Below are 24,066 nucleotides of genomic sequence, written 5' to 3'. Positions count from 1 at the left end.
GTAGCGGCTCACGTGCAGGCAACGCAGGCTATCCTGCGCTATCCCACTACCGCGTTATCCCGGCGCTAGGCTATTCCACCACGCGGCCCACCGACGGCGGCAGGGCGGCGCGCAGCTTCGTCAGCATCTCCTCGTATTCTGCGGCAGGATCGGAATCGGCAACCACCGCACCACCGGCAGCAAGAGTCACCGTGCCGTCATCGTGCGCCACGAGCGTGCGAATCACAATCGACAGGTTCGCCGAACCATCCGCCGACACAAAGCCCAGGGCACCCGAATACACGCCGCGAGCGTGATTCTCCAGGCGCTCAATAATCTGCATGGTCGAGGGCTTCGGCGCACCCGTCATCGAGCCACCCGGGAAGCACGCCTGCGCGGCAGCCACCGCACTCACGCCCTCGCGCAGGCGCGAGCTGACCGTAGACACCAGCTGGTGCACCGTCGAGTAGCTCTCCACGCCCATGAGCACCGGCACGCGCACCGTGTGCGGCTCGGAAACCAGCGACAGGTCGTTACGCAGCAGGTCCACGATCATGAGGTTCTCGGCGCGGGTCTTCTCATCGGTACGCAACCAGACGGCGGCGGCCTCGTCTTCCTCCGGGGTGGCGCCGCGGGGCACCGTGCCCTTAATCGGCTTCGTCTGGGCGTTACGCTGCTCATCCACGCTCAAAAAACGCTCCGGCGAGGAGGAAAGCACCGAAAAATCACCGCACCGCAGATACGCCGCATACGGCGCGGCATTGTGGGCGCGCTGGCGGCGGTACAGCTCAAAGAAAAGCTCCGGGCTCGGGTTCTGGATGCGCGCGACCGTCTGCGCGGTCAGGCACACCTCGTAGCTGTTACCCTCGTAGATTTCGTGCTGACTAGCGCGAACAGAGTCCATATAGGCTTCCGCGGCGGGTGCCGGGAAGAGCAGGGGCTCGGTAAGCTCAGGGGCATTTACGGGGGTGCTGTCGGAGGCAATTTCCGAGGCGCGCTCCCCCGCCGCGCTCAGCACCGGATCCAGCGCCTCGCTCAGCAGTCGCTCCGCCGCCTCACACCACGACTCATCGCCCACCAGCCAGCTCCGCGCGGGGCGGCCCGGGCGGGCGTGCTCGTGCACCAGGTAGCGGACCGCCGGCAGCCACAGAGAATCCGGGGTCGGCGCCTCATGCGCCGGCAGGTAGCCCGGCACCGGGTGGCCGTGCTCCAGGCCCATGGCGGCACGCGCCTCGTAGCCGAAATAGCCCACGTAACCGCCGCGCAGACCCGCAGGCAGGCCGGTTGCCACCGCGGTCTCCGGATGCACGCGCGGTGCGCGGGCGAGCGCCGCCTCCAGCTGGGCGAAGGGGTCTTCCGCGCCGGATTCAGCCGCCGCGCGCGCCGAATCCACGCGCAGGGGCGACAGCTGCGCCGGAACCACACCCACGTACGAGGCGACCGACATGGGCGACTCCTCGCGGGCCGAATCCAGCCAGAACGAGTACTCGGCACCGGCGGCCAGCAGCGGGTACGCGTCCTCGCAGTTCACCGCGAAAGGCAGCGGGCGCACGACAAGCTCCCGCGTCTGCGCATCCCACGGGATGCTCTGCAGAATACTCGGCAGGGCGTGGGAATCGGGCGCAGAAGCGGGAGCGTTCGAGGTAGAAAACATACGGTCCGCGGAAGTTTCAGTCACGGACTCCATTGTATGGCGTGCAGGCGAACCGGCGGTTTAGTGAACGACCGCGGGAGCTTCGCCGTTCTCGCTGGTCATCGGCAGACCGGCGGCGAACCATGCGCTGGTGCCGCCAGCAATGTTGTGGGCCGCGTAGCCGCATCCGCGCAGGAAGGTTGCCGCGCGGTTCGAACGGCCACCGCCGTGGCAGATGACGTAGAAGTCCTCGCCCGGTGCGGGCAGCTCGGTTAGACGCTCGGCGATGGTGTCGAGGGTGATGTGCTTTGCGCCGGTCACGTGGCCACCCTCCCACTCATAGTCTTCACGAACGTCGATAATGGTCGCACCGGCGGGAACGTCGCGGGGGTCAACCTGGGGTACAACAGACATGGGGTTCTCCTTTGAAATGGTTAAAAATGCGCCGGTCGGCACGGGCTGGTGCACTGCGGACATAGTTGTAGTTCCACTCTATCGCGTTCGGGGCAGCGAGCGCATCTAGCCCGGTATTTGGGGGTTTGTGAGATTCAGAAGCAGTGCATACGAAAAAATCGAAATGGTTTTTCATGCACTGACTAAGAGTTTATTCTGTGAAATATAGGTGTGTACCATGTATACATATACATAGATAAGGGTATACACTTGTAAATATATTGTCCGGGTCACACAGAACCCCGGGCTTGCACAGAAAAGAATTACCACCATGTCTCACACCATCACAGGTGCCGAACCCAAGGACACCAAGACCTTCTTCGGCCACCCGCGTATGCTCGCGAACCTGTTCACCGTAGAAATGTGGGAGCGCTTCTCCTTCTACGGCATGCAGGGCATCATGATCTACTACCTGTACTACACCGCCGACAAGGGCGGCCTGGGCCTCGACAAGGACCTCGCCACCGGCGTTATCGGCGCATACGGTGCAGTCGTGTACCTCATGGCAATCCTCGGCGGTATCCTCGGTGACCGCCTCCTCGGCCCCGAGCGTACCCTCTTCTACTCCGCTATCGGCATTATGGCGGGCCACATCTCCCTCTCCCTCATCCCCGGCGTGCCGGGCGTGGTGATTGGTCTGCTGCTGGTCGCTATCGGCTCCGGCGGTCTGAAGAGTAACGCATCCGTGCTGGTCGGTTCACTCTACAGCGACAACGACTCACGCCGCGACGCGGGCTTCACCATCTTCTACATTGGCGTGAACACCGGTGCACTCCTCGGCCCGCTCCTGACCGGTTGGGGCTGGACTGCCGGTGGCTTCCACCTCGGCTTCGGCCTGGCTGCCATCGGTATGGCCGCCGGCCTGACCCAGTACGCGCTGACCCGCAAGAACCTGCCCGCCTCCGTGCACCACGTGGGCACCCCCTTCACCGGCGCCCAGAAGCGCAACTTCGCCCTGGCACTGGTCGGTATCGTGGTCGTTATCGGTATCCTGCTGGCAACCGGTTTGATGACCGCAGACAACCTCAAGAACTGGGTCATGGGCTTCATCTTCATCGGCGCTATCGCCCTGTTCGCACAGATGCTGACCGCCAAGGACGTCACCTCCGATGAGCGTTCCCGCGTCACCGCGTTTATCCCCCTGTGGATTGCAAACGCCGTGTTCTGGGCGCTGTACCAGCAGCAGTTCACCGTCATGGCGGTGTACTCGGATGAGCGCCTCAACTGGAACATCCTGGGCATGGAGCTGAGCCCGAACCTGGTCAACTCCATCAACCCGGTCTTCATCATCATCTTCGGTATGATGTTCTCCGCCCTGTGGACCAAGTGGGGCGACCGCCAGCCGGTCACCACCCTGAAGTTCTCCGCGGCGCTGATTATCATCGGTCTGGCGTTCTGGATCTTCCTCGCTCAGGCGGGCGTTCAGAGCGTGAACGTCGGCTGGATCGTACTGATTCTGTTCGTCTGCACCATCGCCGAGCTGATTATTTCGCCGGTGGGTATTTCGCTGGCGACCAAGCTCGCACCGAAGGCGCACCGCGTGAACATGATGGCGCTGTACTTCACCTCCGTGGCAATGGGTACCGTGCTCTCCGGTTGGTTGGCTCCGTTCTACACCATGGAGACTGAGGTTCCCTACTTCACCTGGATGGGTATTATCACCATCGCGACCGGTATTCTGCTGTTCCTGGTGCACAAGCCGGTTCAGAAGCTCATGCGCGGCGTGAAGTAACCGCAAAGTTGCTTGCCTAGACCGCTGATTCGCTGTTTTCGGGCGGCGTGAGCGTGTAGGCGAACGCATATAGGCTAGGGCCCCGAATCCTTGAATTACCAAGGGTTCGGGGCCCTGCTGTATACACTGCTGCATGCCCTGGTGTATGCGCCGGTAGCCGGAGTAGCGACAGGTTCAGGGGTGTTTTCCTTAATGAGACAATCCGCACGGATTTTCTTATTAAGCGCCTTAATAAGAAAATCGAAGTGTATTGTCTTATTAAGACCCCCCATACGACCAGCAAGACGACACCGATGAAGAGGAGGAGGGAGGAGGAACCATGCCCACAGCCATCACCTGGCCCGCCCTCACATGGGAGCCGCAAACCCCCTGGGTTCACCGCGACGCCCTCGCCTCCCGACGCGCAACGCGCCGCAACTCCGGCACCTTCTCCAGCGCCGTACCCGCCCCCATTGCCACACTCAACATCGAACTCAGCCCCGCACTGCGAGCGCGCCTCCAAGAGAACGCCACCGCAATGACCCGCTTCGATGAGCGGCTCCACCACATCGGCGGAATCCCCTTCTCCGCGGTTCTTCTGCGCGGCGAATCCGCCTCCAGCTCACAGATTGAAAACCTCACCGTTAGCGCACGCAGGCTCTCACTAGCTGTCCTGGGTGCAAGCGGGTCGAAGGTCGGAGTTAACGCCGAGCTGGTGGCGCGCAATGTTCACGCCATGCGTGCAGCCTTGAATACCGCAGAAAACATTAGCGTCGATAATATCCTCGCGATGCACCGCGAACTGACCCGCGGTCTGCATCAGGACTCCGGTGTACTCCGCACCCAGTGGGTGTGGATTAAGGGTGATTCGCCGGTAACCGCCGACTATGTAGCACCGCATCACGAGAGAGTTCCTGCCGCCCTCGAAGACCTTGTAGCCTTCATGAACCGCCGCGATATTGATCCCCTCGCGCAGGCGGCTATCGTGCACGCCCAATTTGAAACGATTCACCCCTTCACCGACGGCAACGGCCGCACCGGACGAGCCCTCATCTCCGCGCTCCTGCTCGCCCGCGGTGTCACTCGCCACGTGATTCTGCCCGTCTCCTCCGGGCTGTTGCATGATACCGACGGGTACATTCAGGCGCTCACCGACTACCGTGCAGGCGATGCCGAGCCCATCATCGAGCTCTTCATCGACGCCGCACAAAAGGCAATCACCAACGCAGAAATCCTGGCGCAAGACATTGAAACCCTGCGCGATGAGGTGCTGTCCATTGCCCAGCGTAAAACCCCTCTCCTGCGTTCCCTCACCGACCTGTGCTGCACCGAGCTCGCCTTCACCGCACACATGGTGGAGGAGCACACGCGGGGGTCCCGAGCTAGCGTGTATCGCCTCCTCAACCGCATGGTGGAGCTGCAGATTCTGCGTGAAGAACGCGTCAAAATTCAGGGGCAAAAAGTGTGGACTGTCCCCGCTCTCAACCGCGCCCTCGATGACTTTGCGGCACGAGCAGGACGCCGCGGATAGATGCGCCATCGGGTTCGATAACCCGCGCGAAAATTCTGCGGCCGTAGGCGGGTTCCCGCGCGCGGAACTGTGACGATTTATTTCTTCACATGAACGCACATGACGGAAATCAGAGTCAAAAAAGGACTCATTACGCCACGAACGGACATCTATTAGACAGCCCTCAACTACAGGTCTAAGGTGATTCCAGAACGGCCGGAAAATACGCGGCCGGCCACCCCAACGCAACCTCCCAAGGAGAACATCATGGCACTGTACCTGGTAGAACTGACCCCCGCTAACCCGTCCAAGGAAGAGGCAACCGCCCTCATCGAGACCGTCAACTCCTCCCTGACCAACGGCGCGGAGCTCATCGAAACCCAGGTCTCCGCAGACCACAAGATCGTCTTCGTCATCATCGAAGCCGAGAACACCGCATTCGGCCCCGACCTCGCCGCAGCTATCGGTGAGCGCGCCTCCGTCGAAGGCCCCGATGCCGTCCGCCTCGTCGGCGCTGAGCTCGATGACATCAAGAAGCTCAAGAAGGACGCCGACTACCTGGTCGAGTGGGACATCCCCGCAGAGATCACCATGGAACAGTACCTGACCCGCAAGAAGGCCAACGCCCCCAAGTACGCCGAGGTGCCCGAGGTTTCCTTCCTGCGCACCTACGTTCGTGAAGATACCGCTAAGTGCCTGTGCTTCTACGATGCACCCGACGAAGACGCTGTCGTCCGCGCCCGCAAGGCCGTCAGCACCCCCATCGACCGACTGTTCAAGCTGCACGCATAGACACGTGCTTCCCGCTTAGGAGAAACCACATGTCCGACTTCACCCTGGAACCCCTGTACGACTACCCTCAGCGCGAGCAGGTTCTCACCCTCGCCCGCACCAATGCGGAGGCCGTTGACCGCGGCGAGCGTTCTCCCTTCGAGACCCTCCGCGAGATTGCCAAGGACGGCCTGATTACCCTGGGTCGCGACGGCGGCTCTCTGGTTCCCCAGGTCGCTGTTGCATTCGACCTGGCTACCGAGGACGCCACCACCGCCTTCTCGCTCTGGGCTCACCGTTCGACCATCGCGTTCTTCGACGCCGTGGGCCGCGAGCTGCCCGAGGGCCTGGCCAATGCGACCGTCAGCGGCACCACCGCGATGGCGGCGGCGTACAAGGAGGCGTCGGGTCTGGAGCCGATCAAGGTGAAGGGCACCCTCGTTGAGGGCGGTCTGAAGCTCAACGGTTCTATCTCCTGGGCGTCGAACCTGTACCCGAGCGGTGTAATTGTTCTGCCGGTGGCCTTGGAGAACGCTCCCGAGGGTCACCCGGACCGCTACATCGTGACGATTCGCCAGGATGTGCCGGGCCTGGAGATCTACTACCACCGCAACCTGCTGGCGCTCAACAGCACCGAGTCGGGCACCCTGAAGTTCGAGGACGTTTTCGTGCCGAGCGAGGATATCCTGAGCGATAACCTCGAGGCGTTCCTGCACGATGTCACCGCACCGTTCCTGCTGGTTCAGTCTTCTTTCTGCCTGGGCCTGGCCGCAGGTGCTCTGCAGGAGGCCGCTAAGCACCTGGACGTGTCGAAGGGCATCTTCCGCCCCGAGTTCCCGCTCATCCTCTCCGAGTACGAGAGCCTGCGGGAGGAGCTGATTCGCCTAGCGTCCGAACCGGAGCGCGCCGAGCGCCGCGACCTGCTGAGCCTGCGCCTGGGGGTTTCGCACTTCGCGACCATTGCTACTCACTTTGAGCTGCAGGTTGTTGGAGGCGCCGGTTACGTGGCCGAGTCCCCGACCGCTCGCCGCCTGCGTGAGGCTTCCTTCCTGCCGGTGCAGTCCCCGACCGAGGGCCACCTGCGCTACGAGCTGTCGAAGTACGATCACCTCGAGGTTCTTCAGGAAGCTCTCTAAACGTTAGCGACGCTGTCTTCATCAATACCGTCGCCCTCTATATGCAATATATTGCATATAGAGGGCGACGGTATTTTTATGTGCCCCGCACCCATCAATCAGATAGCGAATTGGGAATATAAGCGGTTTAGGGGTATCCCTGCTCATATTTATAGGCATTTAGCTGTGACCTACGCCCATAGGCGCGTAGAATAATGTGGAATTTTATACACCACATTCACTTCAGGAGCTCCCTTTGAGCATCTCTAAGCTTTTCGGCTTCGACTGGTCGATTCACGGCGACGGCCGCAGCATTAAGCCCGGTTCCTTCGTCGCCCCGAACGAGCGCCTCGCCTGGCCGATTACCATCGGTATCGGTGCGCAGCACGTGGTCGCCATGTTCGGCGCAACCTTCCTCGTGCCGATTATCACGGGCTTCCCGCCGGCAACCACCCTGTTCTTCTCGGGTATCGGCACCGTCCTCTTCCTGCTGATTACCCGCGGACGCGTCCCCTCCTACCTGGGTTCCTCCTTCGCGTTCATTGCGCCCCTGGCGGCTGCCATGAACTCGCACGGCCCGGCGGGCGCCCTCGGCGGCATCGTCATGGCGGGTGTGGCGCTGTTCCTCGTTGGTCTGATTGTTCAGTTCGCCGGCACCGGCTGGCTCACCAAGCTCATGCCCCCGATCGTGACCGGTTCGATCGTGGCCCTGATTGGCTTCAACCTGGCGAAGAGTGCTAAGGACAACTTCATGGTGGCACCGGTGACCGCGCTGGTGACCCTGTGCTCCATCATCCTGATTTCAGTGCTGTTCAAGGGCATTATTGGTCGCCTGTCCATCCTGCTGGGCGTGGGCGTTGGCTACATCACCGCCGTGATTCGCGGCGAGGTGGACTTCTCCAAGATTGACAAGGCTGTGCAGACTCAGGGCATCATCGGTCTGCCGCACTTCCAGACCCCCGAGTTCCACTGGGAGCTCGCCGGCCTGTTCATCCCTGTGATTCTGGTGCTCGTGGCAGAGAATATCGGCCACGTGAAGTCAGTGGCTCAGATGAGCGGTGAAAACCTGGACGACTACTCGGGTCGCGCCCTCATGGCTGACGGCCTGGCAACCACCATTGCCGGTATGGGCGGCGGTTCGGGTACCACCACCTACGCCGAGAACATCGGCGTGATGGCTGCGACCAAGGTGTACTCCACCGCGGCATACTGGGTGGCGGCAATCTTCGCGATTATCCTGTCGCTCTTCCCGGGCTTCGGCGCGGCCATTGCGACCGTCCCGGCGGGTGTTCTGGGCGGTGCCGCAACCGTGCTGTACGGCATGATTGGCATGCTCGGTGTGCGCATCTGGAGCGAGAACCGTGTGAACTTCTCGAACCAGATCAACCTGACCACCGCCGCCGTGGCGCTGATTGTAGGTATCGCGGACTACACCTGGACCTTCGGTGAGCTATCCTTCGCCGGTATTGCTCTGGGTACCGCGGCAACACTGATTATCTTCCACCTGATGACCTTCATCGCGAAGTACACGAAGGCCGCTGGCGACCCGCTGGAGCCTTTCGACGCAGAGAAGAGCACCGAGGTGCACTAGGCTCCTCACCGCCCGTTAGGAGTGACGCTCCTGATGCGTAGGGTGCAGAAAAGCGGCCCGGATGGATTAGTTTTCCATCCGGGCCGCTTTTGCGTCTTCTGGGTCTTATGTACGAACGACTACTTTGCTTAGACACACGTCAGATGTAAATCAGACACAAAAATTTGAGTCTAGACATAAATTTTTATGTCTAGACTCAAATTTTTTATGTGTAGACATAAAAGTTGATGTCTGAGTTATGTCTGCGGAAGCTCGCCTAACCGCAGTGTTGGGCGGCTAGGACCGCTCGGCGAGCATCGCCTCAATGGTCTGTGCCACGCCGTCCTCGTCGAAGGGCGGGCAGGTGCGCCCCACCTTCGCAATGAGCGCCGGCTGACCCGACGCCATGGCGAAGCCCTCGCCCGCCCAGCAGAGCATCTCAGCGTCATTCGGCATGTCACCAAACGCCATCACCTCGTGCGCCTCAATGCCGTGGCGTGCCGCGAACTTCTCCAGAATCCGGCCCTTGTTGACGTCCTTGGAGCCCATCTCAATCAGGGGTTCGCCCACCACGCCGCGCGTGACGGCCACGAGCGATCCCACGGCCTGATGCACGCGCGCCTGCAGGATGTCCGGGTCCATGCCGGGCACGCGAATCAGGTACTTAATGACGGGCGTGGAACCGATGCGTTCGAGCGCCTCGACGATGCTCGACTCGACCACGCGGGCGCCCTCGAGCACCTCGCCGCCCTCGTGCGGCCCCTGGATAAAGACGGTATCCACGGTCTCCAGGGTGTAGGTGGCGGACGGGAAGATGGGTTCCAGTAGCGCGTGGGCGCGGGCGATGACCTGCGGGTCGGCTCCGTTGACCTCCTCCACCTCATCGGCACCCAGTTGGAAGACCACGGCGCCGTTGGAGCAGATGGCGTAGGAATCGAAGTCGGTCTGCTCGCGTAGCGGAGTGAGCCAGCGGCTCGGGCGGCCGGTGACGAAGACAATCTCAATTCCGGCAGCCCGGGCGGCCTCCAGGGCGTGCAGGGTCCGCGGACGGAAGCGGAAGTCGTGCCCGATGAGGGTGCCGTCCAGGTCGCTGGCGATGAGCTTGATCATGCGGTCTATTGCCTTCGGTTGATGGAATCGAGGTGGTGTCGGTGGAAGCGTTCCGGCGGAGGCTACTCGGCCGGTTCCGCGTAGGTGACGGTCAGGAACGCGCGGCCCAGGCCGTGGCCCAGCAGGTTGAAGTTCACGACGGCGGGAGTTGCACTCTCGTCAATGTCGAGCTTCTCCACGTCCACGGCGGTGACGCAGAAAATGTAGCGGTGCGGGCCGTGACCAGCCGGAGGCGCAGCGCCCAGGAAGCCCGCCACACCGGCGTCGTTGCGGTGCGTCAGGGCGCCGGCAGGTGCATCCGCGCCGGTGTCAATGCTGGTCACCTCGGCGGGAATATTAGAGACGGTCCAGTGCCAGAAGCCCGAGGGGGTCGGCGCATCCGGGTCAAAGCAGGTGAGCACGAAGGACTTGGTGCCTTCGGGGAATCCACTCCAGGACAGCTGCGGGGAGCGATCCTGACCGCCTGCCACGCCGAAGAGGGCGGAGCGCATCCACTCGGGGGCGGTGCCGCCGTCTTGAATGTCGGTGGAGGTCAGGGTGAATTCGGGCAGTTCGGGCAGACCTGCGTAGGGTTCACGGGGCAGGGGCGCGGAGCCAATGGAGCTCATGGTTCTCCTTGTGTTTTCTCGCGGTGGTTGGATTAATTTTTCACGGGGTAGGGGCCGTGTATATGACGATGCCGGCGGATAGGGTGAGCTATCCGCCGGCTGTGCGTCATTTTTTAGCCGTTTAGAACGGCGACGAGTTCCTCGCGGGTGGGCGGGTTGGCGCCTGCACGGGAGACGGTGATGCCGGCTGCGGTTGCGGAGAAACGTAGCAGGTCGGCGATGTCTTCTGCGGCCAGTGCGGCAACCTTGGCACGGGCCTCGGGGCCGGCAATACCGCGGTCCAGCAGGCCCGCGATGAGGGCCGCCATGAGGGAGTCGCCGGCACCGACGGTGTCCGCAACCTCCACGCGGTGTGCAGGCTGGCTGATGCCCTCAGGGTACGTCTTGCTGTAGGCGATGGGGCCGTCTGCGCCGCGGGTGATCACCATCAGCTCGGCGCCGAGGTCCAGCCAGGCGCGGGCGGTGTCTGCGAGGGAACGCTCGGGGTAGAGCCACTGCAGGTCCTCGTCGGAAGCCTTGACGACGCTGGAGAGGGAGACGAACTTTTCGGCCCACTGTCGTGCCTGCTCCACGTCGTGAATGAGGGTGGGGCGGCAGTTGGGATCGTAGCTGAGCAGGGCGCTGTCGCGGGCGGCCTCGAAGGCGGCCGCGACAACGTGTGCGCCGGGCTCAAGCATGGCGGCGATAGAACCGGTGTGCACCGCGTCGGAGGTGCGGGCCAGTTCAGCCAGCTCCTCGGCGATAGCGTTCAGGGCCCACTCGATATCGAATTCGTATTCCGCCGCGCCGTCGGCGCCAATGGTGGCCTGGGCGACGGAGGTTCGCTCCGCGGTGGGTTCGAAGGGCAGCTGCACCGAGGAGGCGTTCAGGTGTGCGTTGATGCTTTCACCGTAGGCGTCCGGGCCGTAGTGGCCGACAAAGTTGGTGGGGTGGCCGAGGCGGCATGCGCCAACGGCGACGTTCATGGGGGATCCGCCGGGGTAGGCGTGGGTTTCTCCGTCGTGCTGGTGGACGACGTCTACGAGTGCTTCACCGATTACAGTCAACATGGTTTCAATTCTACTCGGCCAGCCCGTTCCGGAGAGTGCGTTTTTGTGGGGATTTCAAGTGGTTTTGCTTTCCCTTCTGACGGGTTCTGTTGGCTTGCCGTGTGGGTTCACAAACTGCCTTCGGTCTCTTCTGACTTTTAGCCTCAATATCGCTGATTTTGAGGCTCTAGAAGGGTTTGTACGGGTTAGACTTAAACCGACGCCGGGTCTTACGCCCGGCCCGGTATTGACGCGACAGCATCGTCGCGCCTACCCTCCGACAACGAAGTTAGGAAGAAGGTCATACGTGACGACTGCAACCGCTACCTGGGTTGACCGTGAGGCTACCGCAGAGGAGCTGATCCCCCTCATCGGTAAGCTGCACCGCGAGAACGGCGTGGTGCTGAGCATTCACGGCCGCAGCCTGGTCAACAAGTCCGTCATTGAGCTGCTGAAGCTGCACGATTTCGTATCCCACATTGATGGTGCGCCCCTGAACCCCGCGCACTCCCTCGAGCTTGTTCGTGCTCTGACTGAGCTGAACCTGGGCGCTTGCTCGATTAACATCGCTGCCCTGCACAAGGCACACCGCGAGGCTGGCTCCCCCGAGCTGTCCATGTGGCTGCCCGAGCAGCTGGGTTCCTCCGTGAACCACCAGGGTGACCAGCCGAAGGAGCAGGACGTTGTGCTGTACGGCTTCGGTCGTATTGGCCGCCTGCTGGCCCGCATCCTGCTGGAGCGTTCCTCCTCGCCGCTGGGTTCCGGCCTGAACCTGCGCGCCGTGGTGGTGCGTAAGAACGGTGATAAGGACCTGGTTAAGCGCGCCTCCCTGCTGGAGCGCGACTCGGTTCACGGCCCCTTCAAGGGCGTTATTGAGGTGGATGAGGAGAACAGCACCATCATCGCTAACGGTGTTCCGGTTCGCTTCATTTACTCCTCGGACCCGAACACTGTCGACTACACCGAGTACGGCATTAAGGACGCCCTGCTGGTGGACAACACCGGCCGTTGGCGCGATGTTCCGGGCCTGGAGCAGCACCTGAACCGCCCCGGTATCTCTCGTGTTCTGCTGACCGCTCCCGGCAAGGGCGACATGAAGAACATCGTGTTCGGCGTGAACGACGACGTCATCACCGATGAGGACAAGATTCTCTCCGCCGCTTCCTGCACCACCAACGCGATTACTCCGGCGCTGAAGGTTCTGGATGACGCCTACGGTGTTGAGCGCGGCCACGTTGAGACCGTTCACGCGTTCACCAACGATCAGAACCTGATTGACAACTTCCACAAGGGTGACCGCCGCGGTCGCTCCGCTGTGCTGAACATGGTCATCACCGAGACCGGTGCAGCTAAGGCTGTTTCTAAGGCTCTGCCGCAGCTGGAAGGCAAGCTGACCGGTAACGCTATCCGCGTTCCCACCCCGGACGTCTCCATGGCAATCCTGAACGTGAAGCTGACCAAGCCCGCAGGTTCCGCTGAGGAGCTGAACGAGCTGTTCCGCCGCGAGTCCATCGACGGCGAGCTGCGCCGCCAGGTGGGCTACTCGGATTCCCCTGAGGCTGTTTCCACCGACTTCGTGGGTTCCCGCACCGCAGGTGTTGTGGACTCGCTGGCTACCGTGGTGACCGATGACTCCGCAATTGTCTACGTCTGGTACGACAACGAGTTCGGTTACTCCTGCCAGGTGATTCGCGTTCTGGAGCGTATGGGCGGCTACGAAGTGCCCTCCTACCCCGCTAAGTAAGCTACCCCAGCTCATCTAGCACGCATATAACAAACCCACCGGTACATATAGCCATTTGGTTATATTGCCGGTGGGTTTGTTTATGAGGTTATATGCGCAAATAAGGGGTGTCGCACAGAAGCTCAGAAAAGCTACGCGAGCGGTGAATTACGCCTTACGGCGGTACACCACACCCTGATGCACCCGCAGCGTGAAGCTCGAGGGCACCGGGCGGTTTTCCGCATCCACCTCAGACATGCTTATGAAGGCATGCAGGCTTAAAACCCTTACGCCTGACCGAAGACCTCGTTGAGGTGGGCAGTATAGTCAGCGAGATACTGTTCGACCTGCGGATTTTTAATCACGTCATAGCAAATAAAGGTGGGCAACTGGGTAGTCCCCATGAACTCATGGGCCTTATGAAAGTGCATATAGAGGGCATCTACCCCGAGTCCCTCAAAGAAGTCGCCCTCCCGGGTAAAAGCTTCGCGAGGCGCGTTCCACGTCAGCGACAGCATATGACGCCGCCCCTGAAGAAGACCGCCCGTGCCGTATCCTTCAGTGGGGCTGACCCTGTGGCGACCATCATTAGCGTACAGGGTACCCGCACCGGCGGTAAACACCTCGTCCATATATTTTTTCACGGTCCACGGCTCGTGCATCCACCAACCGGGCATCTGCCAGATGACCGCATCCATCCACTGGAATTTTTCTACTTCCTGGTGAATATCGTACCCGTCGTCAATCACAGTTTCTCGCACATGATGACCGAGCGCCGATAACGTATCACGGGCTACTTGATGCAGGGTGTGGTTCAGACGACCCGCCGAGTGGGCGAATGCTTTACCGCCGTCAATCAAAAGAATATTCACTGTAGTTCACTCCTTAAACTCAACACCGCGAGAACGGTTGGCTATATTCCAGCCGCTTGTTTCATAGTACAGGGCTACTACGCTGTGAATCAGCCCTTAAAATTACCGCTTACGGTAAATTACGCCTTACGGCGGTACACCACACCCTGATGCGCCCGCAGCGTGAAGCTCGAAGGCACCGGGCGGTTTGCCGCATCCACCAGATGAGAGGGAACCTTCACGGTCACATCCTTCGAGCCGGTGTTCAGGGCAGCCCAACCGCGCGTAAAGGTGCGGGTCTGAACCGTTCCCTGAACCACGATGCCGCCCGCGGCATCCCCCAGATCAAAGGTGAGCTCGGGGGCGTGGGGAATCTCGTCGTAGGCGTCATGGTGGGTCGCGCTAATACCGGTGAAGTTTCCCCCACCAAAGACCCAGAAGCCGGCCAGGCCGTAGAGGAAGTTCTCGTCCGTGCCGGTCAGGGGCGACTTCCGGTCGCTCAGGGGGGTGCGCAGAATCGTCACCTTCTTCTGCGTGGAGGCACCGCGCTTCAGGCCGGTGAGGTACACCCCGAGCGACACGTCGCCACCGGAACCGCGCGCAATATCGCGGCCCTGCATCACGGCGTAGGGCGAAGCCAGGTAATCGTTCGGGCCCCAGCCAAGCCACACCTCCTCGAAACCGCCGCCGTAGGCACTGTGGCGTTCCCACTTGCCCCAGCGCAGGCGCGACTCGGCAATATTGGGCACCAGAATCTTGCCGATGCCATTTAGTTCGGCGCCGGCAGAAGCCACCAGGCGGTCCAGGCCCTCACGAATCGTGGTCATAGACGGCACGCCCTGAATGGGCAGATTCAGACCGTAGTAGTCGTTCTCCACGTCGTTATCGCCCATAACGCCGTCGAAGGGCGAGTCGCGCATCTCGCGTACCACTGAATCCACCCAGTACCAGCGGTAGCCGGGGTTCCACACCTGCATCTGATAGTGCTTGGAATAGCCCTTCCACTCGATGCGGTCGCCGTTGAGGCGATGCGCAAAGAAATCCTTACCGGAATTCGCCAGCGAGACGGCCTGCGCGAAAGACAGACCCGAGGAGTAGATGGGACCCGGCTCGTAGGAGCGGGTGGAGGACAGGCACTTGTAGGCCAGGACCACCATCTGCGGGGCGTGCTTCTTGAGGTAGCGGGCAGCCTCCAGCTCCCAGGGCTGCAGAATCGCCACGGAGTAATTCTTGACCGCAAAGTCGAGCTGCTGCTGGGTGATGGGTTTTCCGCCGTAGCGAACCCAGGCACCAAACTTTCCCGGGCCACCGAGTCGTTCGAACTTACTCGTCGCCATCGTACTCCGGGGAGAACTCGGGGTCGCGCGGAGGCATCTTACCCAGCTCGCGGTAGATCGTGTTGTAGCGGTCCATGACTAGTCGCAGCTGGAAGAAGCTGACGATACGGTCGTAGGCGTTCACGCAGTAGCGTTCGTAGATGCTGGGCTCCTCCATGAGGGTGCGCAGCGCCGCCGCGAAGCCGTGAATATCGCCGGGGATGGTCAAGATACCGCAGTTACCGATTTCGTGGCCGTCGGGGGCGACCAGCACATCGTCGATGAGCTGGGACATACCGCCCACGTCGGTGCTGACCAGCGGGATGGACGCAGCCATCGCCTCAAGCGCCACAATCGGCTGACCCTCATTGTAGCTGGGCATGAGCAGCAGGTCGAAGCGGTCGAGCATCGCACGCACGTTCACGGTGCCGTGGAAGGTGATGTACTCGCCCATGTTGAGCTCTTCGATGGTGCGCAGGCACAGCTCGTAGTACTCGGGCAGGTGGTCCTTGGGGCCGAGCACATCCAGGTGGAAGTTCACGAGGCCCTGGTCGCGCAGCACCGCGAGGGATCGAATCAGGTCGGTCAGGCCCTTAATGGGCACCACGCGGGCGATGAACACGAAGCGCCACACGTGGCCGCGCCCCTCGGCGAGGATGCGTGCACGGGCCGCCTGGCGGGCGTAGTAGGCCTCGGCAACGGACTCGATGAGCATGCCGTTGGGCAGGATGATGGCGCGGTCCTTTTCGCCCTCGTTCATCTGGTCGATGGGCGCACCGATGCCGCGCGCCTCCTCCAGTGCCTTGGGGTACAGGTAGGTGGCCATATCGGCGCTCGGGTAGCAGAAGCGACCCATCTCCAGGAACCAGACGGACCAGGCTCGCTCGTCAAGGGTGATGGGGCCCAGGCCCGGGTGCTCACGCTCCTCAGCGAGGAAAGCGTAGTCGGTGGTAATCGGCTTCGCCATGTTGCGCTCGAGCTTGGTGTTGATGGTGTCGCGAATGTACAGGTTGTGCTCGGTCAGCAGGAAGCTGGTGCCGTGGTCACGGGCCGCAGCGGCGGCGATGAGAGCCGCGTAGCCGGTGGTGTGGGCGTGGTACACGCGGGCGTGGGGCATCCGCTCGTGCAGCAGCGCGAAGAGGATGGAAACGAAGTCGCGCACCTTCCAGAAGAGCTCGCCGAAGGGAACCTCGCTGAAGAACCCGAGGTTGGCGATAACCTGCATGAACTCGCGGGTACCGAAGAGCCCAAAGAGGTTGTAGGTGCGGGTGGCGGGGTTGATGCCCTCGTCGTAGAGCTTCCAGAGGGGGTTGACGTCGCCGGCGATGAGCGCGTTGAAGCCCTGGATGAGTCGATCAGCCAGCTCTCGACGCTGCGGCATCTTCATGTGCAGGCTGTCGGGATCGCACTCGGCGGCGAAGGCGGCACGGTTGACGTCGAGGCTCAGGTAGATCACCTTAACCCACTTGACGTTCTTGAGCATGCCGTAGAGATCCTCGTGCGGCGAGTTCTTATCCCACGCGATGTGGATAATGCCGAAGGAAAGGTCGGGGTTCTCAGAGACGATATCGTGCACCACCGCGGAGACGCCACCCTTGAGGTAGGGGTAGGTGGACTCCATGATGATGGCGACATCGACATCCGGGTACTCGGGATCGGTGTAGTGCTCTCCGGGCTCCGGAAGCTGCAGGGGAGCATAGTGGTTTCGGTACATCTGTTCAGTCATTGGTTGTGTCTTTCGCGGGCCGTGCTACGTGGTGTGTTCTTGGCCGGGCCCGCAGAACGATGTCTGCGGACCCGGTGTGCGGGCAGGCGTTACCAGGCGAGTGCGCGGCGCCAGAAGAGAGAGTATTCGGGTGATTGCCAAGCCTGACGGTACACCCGGTAGCAGGCGTACGCAAGGACTGCCTCGCCCACGATGATGGGCAGGTATCCTGTCTCGTTCGGCAGGATTGCGAAGCAGATCATGAGCAGAATGAGGTGCGCCGCGGAGAGCACCTGCACGGTCTTGAACATGGTCATGTACTCAATCTGGTAGATAAGCAGGGCGACGGCCACGAAGAGGAACGCGACGACCAGACCCATCAGCGCCAGCGGGAAGGAATCCGGCATGAAGATAAACATCAGGATGCCGGTAATGATGCCGCTACCGATGTAGACGAGTAGCGAGTTGCGAATCGAACGGTCGGAGGCACGGGTGGCCTTATGAGCCTCTTCGCGAACGCGGTTGTAGGGCAGGCGCTCGAACACGGTCCACAGGTACTGAATTGCGTCGTTGACGCGATCGGCCTCTACCACGAAGAAGTAGTTGTAAGCGATCACGGCGGGAATCAGGCTCATGTAAATGGCCACGACGTTAATCTCACCGGAGGTGGCCAGGAAGAGCATGTACTTATCGGCCCAGATGATGGAGCCGGTCAGGAAGCCACGCAGAGCATCCTTTGCGACGTCCTTGAGCGGAATATGCGCAAAGCGGAAGAGGTGCACAAAGTTCTTACCCAGGCCAATCAGCAGGATAAGCGAGCCAACGAGCGGCGGCAGGAACCAGATGATGGGGAAGAAGTACAGGGCCAGGGTGTAGCCGAGCCAGGCGATGAACCAGATAACGCGGTTCTTCGCGAGGTTGGGGATGACCAGCAGCTGCGCGAAGGCAATGTTGAGCACGCCGAGTACGAAGAAGGCACCGACGGCAGTCGCGTTCCACTTCAGTACGAGGGCAACCGGAATTGCGAAAAGCAACACCAGCGGCATGGTCACGAAGAAGAGGTAAATCCAGTTGCGGCTGAACGCGGCCAGGTCGGTAATGTCCTGGAACTGGGGTTCGTTCAGACGCTCGCGGGTAGCCTTCGCCTCGGCACGCTTGAGCTGATTCTCGAGCGTCTCAGCCTGGATGCGCAGGGTTTCGCGGGCATCCGCAATCTTCTTATGCTCCATCTGAATGGCTCGATAGAGCGGCAGGCAGGCGGCCTGGCTAAGCCAGGGCACGGTGATGGATGCAGCCAGAATCACCTGAATCAGGGGCACGCCACCCAAGTTGTACCTGTTGATGGTGGGCGTGACGATGGGGAAGACAGTGGTCAGCAGCGCGACCGGGGAAACGTATAGCAGAAAGTTAATGAGGAGGCGCCACGCGCTAGCGCGCTGTTCCTCGCTACCGTGGTTGGTGGACAACGTTGAAGACTTTCAGTCGAAATAGAGAGTATGCGGGCCCGGCCCGCAAACGGGCCGGAGATTAACGTTGAGTGAGTGATGGTGTCGTGCGTTATGTCGTACAGAGATGGCACCCCTCGCGGCGGCCAGGTGGGCCATCGGATTCGTACCGTCAATGCATGCCGGATCAGCCTCATCCACCCGAGGGGGTTATTTGGCCGGGCAAGCATCCAAGACATCGCGTGTGGAGCCCCTCCCCTACGCCTAATTTAGCGCGGAGCTTGCGCACGCAACGATGCCGCCGTCATCAATATACTGTACGCGTCAAGCAAAATGTTGAACTTTTATTCAACCCTAACTTGAATTTTAGGCGATTTGGAACACATTTTGCTCTCATGTTTATATGCCGTTAGGTGCATATGCAAGGCATCCCGGCCCCTCCAGCAGGAGGAAGCCGGGATGCTCAATGTACGGTTACCGTACCGCATTCACCGCTGTGCGACGGTACGGCGCGGCTACCGCCTCGCGTTTAGGATGCGCTAGCGAGGGTGCGCAGGGCCACGGAGACCACAGCCAGTCGCGGGTGACCGGTTGCATCCGGAGCTGCCTCAGCAATCTCGTCGAGGATGCGGTCGATGTTACCCACGCGGGTCGGGTGCTCCTCAATCCAGCTGGCCAGAGCCTGCTGTGCACCGTCCACGGTGGAGAAGTCACCCTTCGCGCCCTCAGCCACGGACAGTGCCAGCTCTGCGGCGGTCTCGTAGAGGCCACCGCGCATTGCCTGGCGTGCCAGAATCTCCCAGCGGTCGCTACGGGGCAGCTCGGTGATAAGGCCGAGCAGCTCGTCCACCTTGAAGCGGTCGTAGGTGGCAAAGTAGACCGGTGCCAGCGAGGTTGCCTCGAAGTCGTGATCGGCGGCCGAACGAATCACGTCCAGCAGGGCGTAGCCCTCGAAGCCGCGAATCCAGATGATGATGAGGTCCTCGGGCAGGCCCCATGCCTCGCCCGCGTCGCGCTTTGCACGGACGCGAGCGCGAGAGATGCCGGAGAGGTACTCGGGCAGGTTGCGACGCATCTCGACGACGGAACCGAAGTTCTCGAGCAGCTCGGAGATGGTTGCGCCGGCAACCACGCCACGCTCGGTGATGAACCAACGGACCGCACGATCCAGAACGCGCTGGTTGTCGCGCAGCACGGTGAACCATGCGTCCAGCGGGGTCTTCGGGGACAGCTCGCTGTGCAGCTTAGCGGCGGTGCCGAGCTCGAAGAGCTCGCGGGCCACGATGAAGGCGCGGGCGACGGAGTCGATACCGACGTTGAACTCCTCCATGATGCGGTACGCGAAGGTGATGCCACCAATGTTGACCAGCTCGTTGGCCACGCGGGTGCAGATGATTTCCTTACGCAGCGGGTGCGAGTCCAGGTACTGACCGAAGCGCTCGACGAGTGCTGCCGGGAAGTAGCTGCGCAGCACGCCCTCCAGGTAGGGGTCGTCCGCGAAGTCGGTCTGCTCCAGGGCGTGGGTGAGGTAAATCTTCACGTACGCAGCCAGGACAGCCAGCTCGGGGCGGGTCAGGCGGTCACCGGTGGTCTCCAGGCGCTCGTCCAGCTCCTCGTCGGTGGGCAGGAACTCGACGGCGCGGTTCAGGCCGGCGTGCTCCTCCAGGTCGTGCATAAGGCGCTTGTACAGGTTGGTGCCCAGGAAGGAACCGTGGAACTCGCCCTGCAGCAGTACGTTCTGGTTGACGTTGGTCTCGAGGACCTTGCCGCCAACCTCGTCCTGCAGGGACTCGATGAAGGAGGCGCGCTCCTCGCTGGAGAGCTCACCGCGAGCCACGAGGCGGTCCACCAGAATCTTGATGTTGACCTCGCGGTCACTGGTCTCCACACCTGCAGAGTTGTCGATAGCGTCGGTGTTGAGGATGACGCCGTTACGTGCGGCCTCGATGCGGCCCAGCTGGGTGAAGCCGAGGTTACCGCCCTCGCCCACAATCTTGGCGCGCAGATCCTTGCCGTTGACGCGCAGGGCGTCGTTAGCCTTATCGCCAACCTGTGCGTTGGTCTCGGTGGAGGCCTTCACGTAGGTACCGATACCGCCGTTGTAAATCAGGTCGACCGGTGCCTTGAGGATGGCGGAAATCAGCTCGGTCGGTGCGAGCTCGGTGACGGACTCGTCCAGGTCCAGAACCTCGCGCACCTCGGGGGTGATTTCGATGGACTTCAGGCCGCGGGAGTACACGCCACCACCGGCGGAAATCAGCTCGCGGTTGTAATCCTGCCAGGAGGAACGGGGCAGGTTGTACAGGCGCTGACGCTCCTCGAAGGAGACGGCTGCGTCCGGGTTCGGGTCCAGGAAGATGTCGCGGTGGTCGAACGCTGCGACCAGGCGGGTTGCCTTGGAACGGAGCAGACCGTTACCGAACACGTCACCGGACATGTCGCCGATACCGACGGCGGTGAACTCTTCGGTCTGAGCGTCGTGGCCGAGCTCGGCGAAGTGACGCTTGACGGACTCCCAGGCACCGCGTGCGGTGATGCCCATTGCCTTGTGGTCGTAACCGACGGAGCCGCCGGATGCGAAGGCGTCGCCCAGCCAGAAGCCGCGCTCGAGGCTGATAGCGTTCGCGGTGTCGGAGAATGCGGCGGTACCCTTGTCCGCTGCGACCACCAGGTAGTAGTCGTTCTCGTCGCGTGCGATGACGCCCTCGGGGCGAACGACGGTCTCGGAGCCGTCGGTGCCAACCTCAAGGTTATCGGTGACATCCAGCAGGGAGCGGATGAAGACCTTGTAGGACTCGCGGCCCTCGGTGATCCAGGCGTCGCGATCCACAGCGGGGTCGGGCAGCTGCTTGGGGTAGAAACCGCCCTTTGCGCCGGTGGGGATGATGACAGCGTTCTTCACCATCTGAGCCTTGACCAGGCCCAGAACCTCGGTGCGGAAGTCGTCGCGGCGGTCGGACCAGCGCAGACCGCCTCGTGCGACGTCGCCGAAGCGCAGGTGGACACCCTCGACGCGCGGGGAGTAGACGAAAATCTCGAACTTGGGGCGGGGCAGGGGTGCGAAGTCAATCTGCTGCGGTGCAACCTTGATGGCGAATGCCTCGCGGCCCAGGTAGGCGTTGGTGCGCAGGATGGCGCGAATAACCTTGCTCAGGGAGCGCAGGTAGCGGTCGGCGTCCAGGGTGGGAATCTTGTTCAGTTCCTCAACCAGGGCCACCTCAATCTCTTCGCGGCGTGCGTTGCGCTGCTCGTCGTTCAGGCCGTTGTTCGGGTCGAAGCTGACGTTGAAGAACTCCACCAGGTGCTTGGTGATGCCGGGGTTGGCGAGCAGGGTGTTCGACATGAACGAGGGGGTGTAGCCCAGGCCCAGCTGAATCAGGTAGTGGTTCAGGGCGCGGAACAGGCGTACATCCTGCCAGGTGAGGCCCTCGGAGAGAATCAGGCGGTCCAGAGTATCGGACTCGCGCTCACCGAGCAGGTAGGCGTTCAGGGCATCCTCGTAGAGGGATGCGACGGCGTTGGGGTCCACGCCCTCGGGGAACTCGACCCCGAAGTCGTAGAGGTAGCCGTACTCTTCGCCGTCCTCAGGCTTGAACTCGTAGGGCTTCTGATCCACAACGACCAGGCCCATGTTCTGCATCACCGGCAGGAGCTCGGTGAGAGTGTGAGGTGCGGACAGGTAGGTCTTCAGTCGGGTAGTGTTGGCTTCGCCGGCTTCAACCTTGATTGCGGCGGGCTTCTTGCCCGAGAGAGATTCAAGAATCACGATATCCTCGATTGCTTGTTCTACTGTGTAATCGGCTCGGTAAGCTGCGCTGCTTGCGTCGGCCCAGGCTGACGCGAGTCGGCGGCCTTCCGCACCGGGTTTCCATGCCTCAATGGCAGCTGCGGTGGATTCCACCCAGGAGCGAGTGACCCGCTGCATCTGCTTTTCGAGAGCTTGATAATCCGTGGTCGGCACATCATTGGGGTTGGTGAGCCGAATACGGAAGAATAGGCGGGCCAGCGACGAGGAGGACAGGTACACCTCGTAGTCGATGGCACTCAAATCAAATTCCTGTCGGAACACCCGCTCGATGCGGTACCGCACGTCAGTGTTGTAGTGATCGCGGGGCAGGTACACCACGGCGGTAATGAACCGATTAAATCGATCCGCGCGCAGGAAGAGACGGGTCTTGCGGCGCTCCTCCAGGCCCATGATGCCGCTGAACGTCTCGGTCAGCTCGTTGACCGAGGCCTGCAGCAGCTCCAGGCGCGGGTAATCTTCCAGCGCCCCGAGCAGGGCCTTATCAGAGTAGGAACCGGGGTGGTAACCCAGGCGGCGGCGCACCATGGCGATTCGCTCACGCACCAGGGGAGTCTCAATAGCGGGTAGCGAGTAGGCCTGCCGGGTAAACAGGCCCAGAATCACGTACTCACCGATAACGCGGCCGCTCATATCGAAGCGGCGCACACCAATGTAGTCCAGGTAGTCGTTGCGGGCCACCGTGGAACGGGAGTTAGCCTTCGTGATGTACACGGGGCGGGGGAAGAGAGCTCGGTCCAGGGTGTCGCCGGAAAGCGGGATGCGGCTCTTGCCCTCGGTCGAACGCAGGATGCCGAGCGCCGAACCGGGGCGGTCCACCAGGGCGATAGCGCCGGAGGTGCCGTCAAGCACGCGCTCCTTAACGCCCATGAACACGAAGTTGCCTCGGGTGAGCCAGCGCAAGAAGTCCTGCGCAACCTCCACGCGGGAGGCGGGCTCCACACCGCGCGGGTTGGCGGCGTAGGATTCCTCGCCGTGGCCGAGAGTGGCGCCGCGCAACTCGTACATGGCCTGGGAGATATCAAAGACCGCGGTGACCATGCCCTCCAGGTCGGTGTAGCAGGCGCGCACATCGGCGAGCACGCGACGCACATCGTGCTCCAGCAGGCGCAGGTCGTCTTCGTTCAGGCAGCGGGTCAGGCGAATCGCAATCCAGGATTCAATGGTGACCGTGGACCCCTCGGGAGCGCCCTCGGAAAGCTGCAGGGAGGGCATACCGACGGCGGCGGTGTCGCCGCTGGCCAGGTTGGCTCGGGTGCCGGTGCCGCGCAGGCTGATGAGCTCACCATCCATATTGCGTTCGGCAAGGAAGATGGGGTGGAAAATCGCGAGGAATCCGCCGAAATGCGCCGAAAGATAGGCGGTCAGGGAGCTTACGATATGGGGCATGTCGTCCGTGGCGACGTACAGCGTGGTGTTGTAGTCATCATTGCGCGCGGCAACGACGGGCGTCTTGGGGACGCGGATTTCGGCTAGCGCACGATGGGTGCGAGCCAAATCCTCTAATTCTGCCGGGGTGAATTCTTCACGCTCATCGTCAGGACTGTTCAGAAAATACTGCTCGATCCATGCATCGGCGCCAGCGAAGCGTGCCATAGCCTTGTCAGTCGTTGACAATCTATCCTCCGAAGGTAGGTATCACTTCACTGTGACGGTGTCTGTGCAACTCCACGCGGGTCGCGCGGACGGCACCACCCAAATGGGTTATATCCAGCTTATACCCTTACGGTGAA

The 24,066-nt window shown here is 61.7% G+C and carries 16 protein-coding genes; 6 read left to right on the top strand and 10 right to left on the bottom strand.

Annotated features, from left to right (window positions below; translation table 11 throughout):
• Positions 1-70: 70 nt before the first annotated feature.
• Positions 71-1,666, bottom strand: a complete 1,596-nt coding sequence (locus HMPREF2874_RS01775; protein ID WP_070648732.1) for an anthranilate synthase component I family protein — start codon at positions 1,664-1,666, stop codon at positions 71-73.
• 27 nt (positions 1,667-1,693) lie between these two features.
• The gene (locus tag HMPREF2874_RS01770; protein WP_070648730.1) at positions 1,694-2,026 is read right to left on the bottom strand and encodes a rhodanese-like domain-containing protein; all 333 of its coding nucleotides are present in this window, start codon (positions 2,024-2,026) and stop codon (positions 1,694-1,696) included.
• A gap of 310 nt (positions 2,027-2,336) precedes the next feature.
• On the opposite strand from HMPREF2874_RS01770, the gene HMPREF2874_RS01765 reads away from it, so the two are divergent.
• The 5 genes from HMPREF2874_RS01765 (at position 2,337) to HMPREF2874_RS01745 (ending at position 8,763) form a co-directional block, all read left to right on the top strand.
• Positions 2,337-3,797, top strand: coding sequence for a peptide MFS transporter (locus HMPREF2874_RS01765; RefSeq protein ID WP_070648727.1), 1,461 nt, complete (start codon positions 2,337-2,339; stop codon positions 3,795-3,797).
• 319 nt (positions 3,798-4,116) lie between these two features.
• Positions 4,117-5,307 (top strand): Fic family protein, encoded by a 1,191-nt coding sequence (locus HMPREF2874_RS01760; RefSeq protein WP_070648726.1) that lies wholly within the window; start codon positions 4,117-4,119, stop codon positions 5,305-5,307.
• Positions 5,308-5,553: 246 nt separating this feature from the next.
• A complete protein-coding gene (locus tag HMPREF2874_RS01755) occupies positions 5,554-6,078 on the top strand; it encodes a DUF4242 domain-containing protein (protein ID WP_049332333.1) in 525 nt (174 codons plus the stop codon).
• 29 nt (positions 6,079-6,107) lie between these two features.
• The gene (locus HMPREF2874_RS01750; protein WP_070648723.1) at positions 6,108-7,193 is read left to right on the top strand and encodes an acyl-CoA dehydrogenase family protein; all 1,086 of its coding nucleotides are present in this window, start codon (positions 6,108-6,110) and stop codon (positions 7,191-7,193) included.
• A gap of 235 nt (positions 7,194-7,428) precedes the next feature.
• Positions 7,429-8,763 (top strand): uracil-xanthine permease family protein, encoded by a 1,335-nt coding sequence (locus tag HMPREF2874_RS01745; protein WP_070648719.1) that lies wholly within the window; start codon positions 7,429-7,431, stop codon positions 8,761-8,763.
• Positions 8,764-9,039: 276 nt separating this feature from the next.
• On the opposite strand, the gene HMPREF2874_RS01740 is transcribed toward HMPREF2874_RS01745, so the two are convergent.
• The 3 genes from HMPREF2874_RS01740 to HMPREF2874_RS01730 all read right to left on the bottom strand — a co-directional run bounded on the left by HMPREF2874_RS01740 (position 9,040) and on the right by HMPREF2874_RS01730 (position 11,509).
• Positions 9,040-9,852, bottom strand: coding sequence for an HAD family hydrolase (locus HMPREF2874_RS01740; RefSeq protein ID WP_070648717.1), 813 nt, complete (start codon positions 9,850-9,852; stop codon positions 9,040-9,042).
• Between the two features lie 62 nt (positions 9,853-9,914).
• Positions 9,915-10,460, bottom strand: coding sequence for a YbhB/YbcL family Raf kinase inhibitor-like protein (locus HMPREF2874_RS01735; protein WP_070648715.1), 546 nt, complete (start codon positions 10,458-10,460; stop codon positions 9,915-9,917).
• A 113-nt stretch (positions 10,461-10,573) separates the two neighbouring features.
• Positions 10,574-11,509, bottom strand: a complete 936-nt coding sequence (locus HMPREF2874_RS01730; RefSeq protein WP_070648713.1) for a carbohydrate kinase family protein — start codon at positions 11,507-11,509, stop codon at positions 10,574-10,576.
• Between the two features lie 286 nt (positions 11,510-11,795).
• On the opposite strand from HMPREF2874_RS01730, the gene HMPREF2874_RS01725 reads away from it, so the two are divergent.
• On the top strand, positions 11,796-13,232 hold the full coding sequence (locus HMPREF2874_RS01725; protein ID WP_049344577.1) for a glyceraldehyde-3-phosphate dehydrogenase: 1,437 nt from the start codon (positions 11,796-11,798) through the stop codon (positions 13,230-13,232).
• 266 nt (positions 13,233-13,498) lie between these two features.
• Here the strand turns inward: HMPREF2874_RS01725 and HMPREF2874_RS01720 are convergent, their stop codons facing one another.
• The 5 genes from HMPREF2874_RS01720 to HMPREF2874_RS01700 form a co-directional block, all read right to left on the bottom strand.
• On the bottom strand, positions 13,499-14,083 hold the full coding sequence (locus tag HMPREF2874_RS01720; RefSeq protein WP_005504206.1) for an NAD(P)H-dependent oxidoreductase: 585 nt from the start codon (positions 14,081-14,083) through the stop codon (positions 13,499-13,501).
• A gap of 119 nt (positions 14,084-14,202) precedes the next feature.
• Positions 14,203-15,399: a putative glycoside hydrolase gene (locus HMPREF2874_RS01715; RefSeq protein ID WP_070648711.1), complete on the bottom strand. Its 1,197-nt coding sequence runs from the start codon at positions 15,397-15,399 to the stop codon at positions 14,203-14,205.
• Positions 15,386-17,104, bottom strand: coding sequence for a GT4 family glycosyltransferase PelF (gene pelF, locus HMPREF2874_RS01710; protein WP_070648709.1), 1,719 nt, complete (start codon positions 17,102-17,104; stop codon positions 15,386-15,388). Before pelF ends, HMPREF2874_RS01715 begins: the two co-directional genes overlap by 14 nt.
• 89 nt (positions 17,105-17,193) lie before the next feature.
• Positions 17,194-18,549 carry a membrane protein gene (locus tag HMPREF2874_RS01705; protein ID WP_049344570.1) on the bottom strand — a complete coding sequence of 452 codons (1,356 nt, stop codon included), beginning with the start codon at positions 18,547-18,549 and terminating at the stop codon, positions 17,194-17,196.
• 508 nt (positions 18,550-19,057) lie between these two features.
• The gene (locus HMPREF2874_RS01700) at positions 19,058-23,929 is read right to left on the bottom strand and encodes an NAD-glutamate dehydrogenase (RefSeq protein WP_070648707.1); all 4,872 of its coding nucleotides are present in this window, start codon (positions 23,927-23,929) and stop codon (positions 19,058-19,060) included.
• Between the last annotated feature and the right edge of the window lie 137 nt (positions 23,930-24,066).

The organism is Rothia sp. HMSC068F09, from assembly GCF_001812775.1.
GTDB lineage: Bacteria > Actinomycetota > Actinomycetes > Actinomycetales > Micrococcaceae > Rothia > Rothia mucilaginosa_A.
This window is presented reverse-complemented; position numbering and strand designations above follow the sequence as displayed.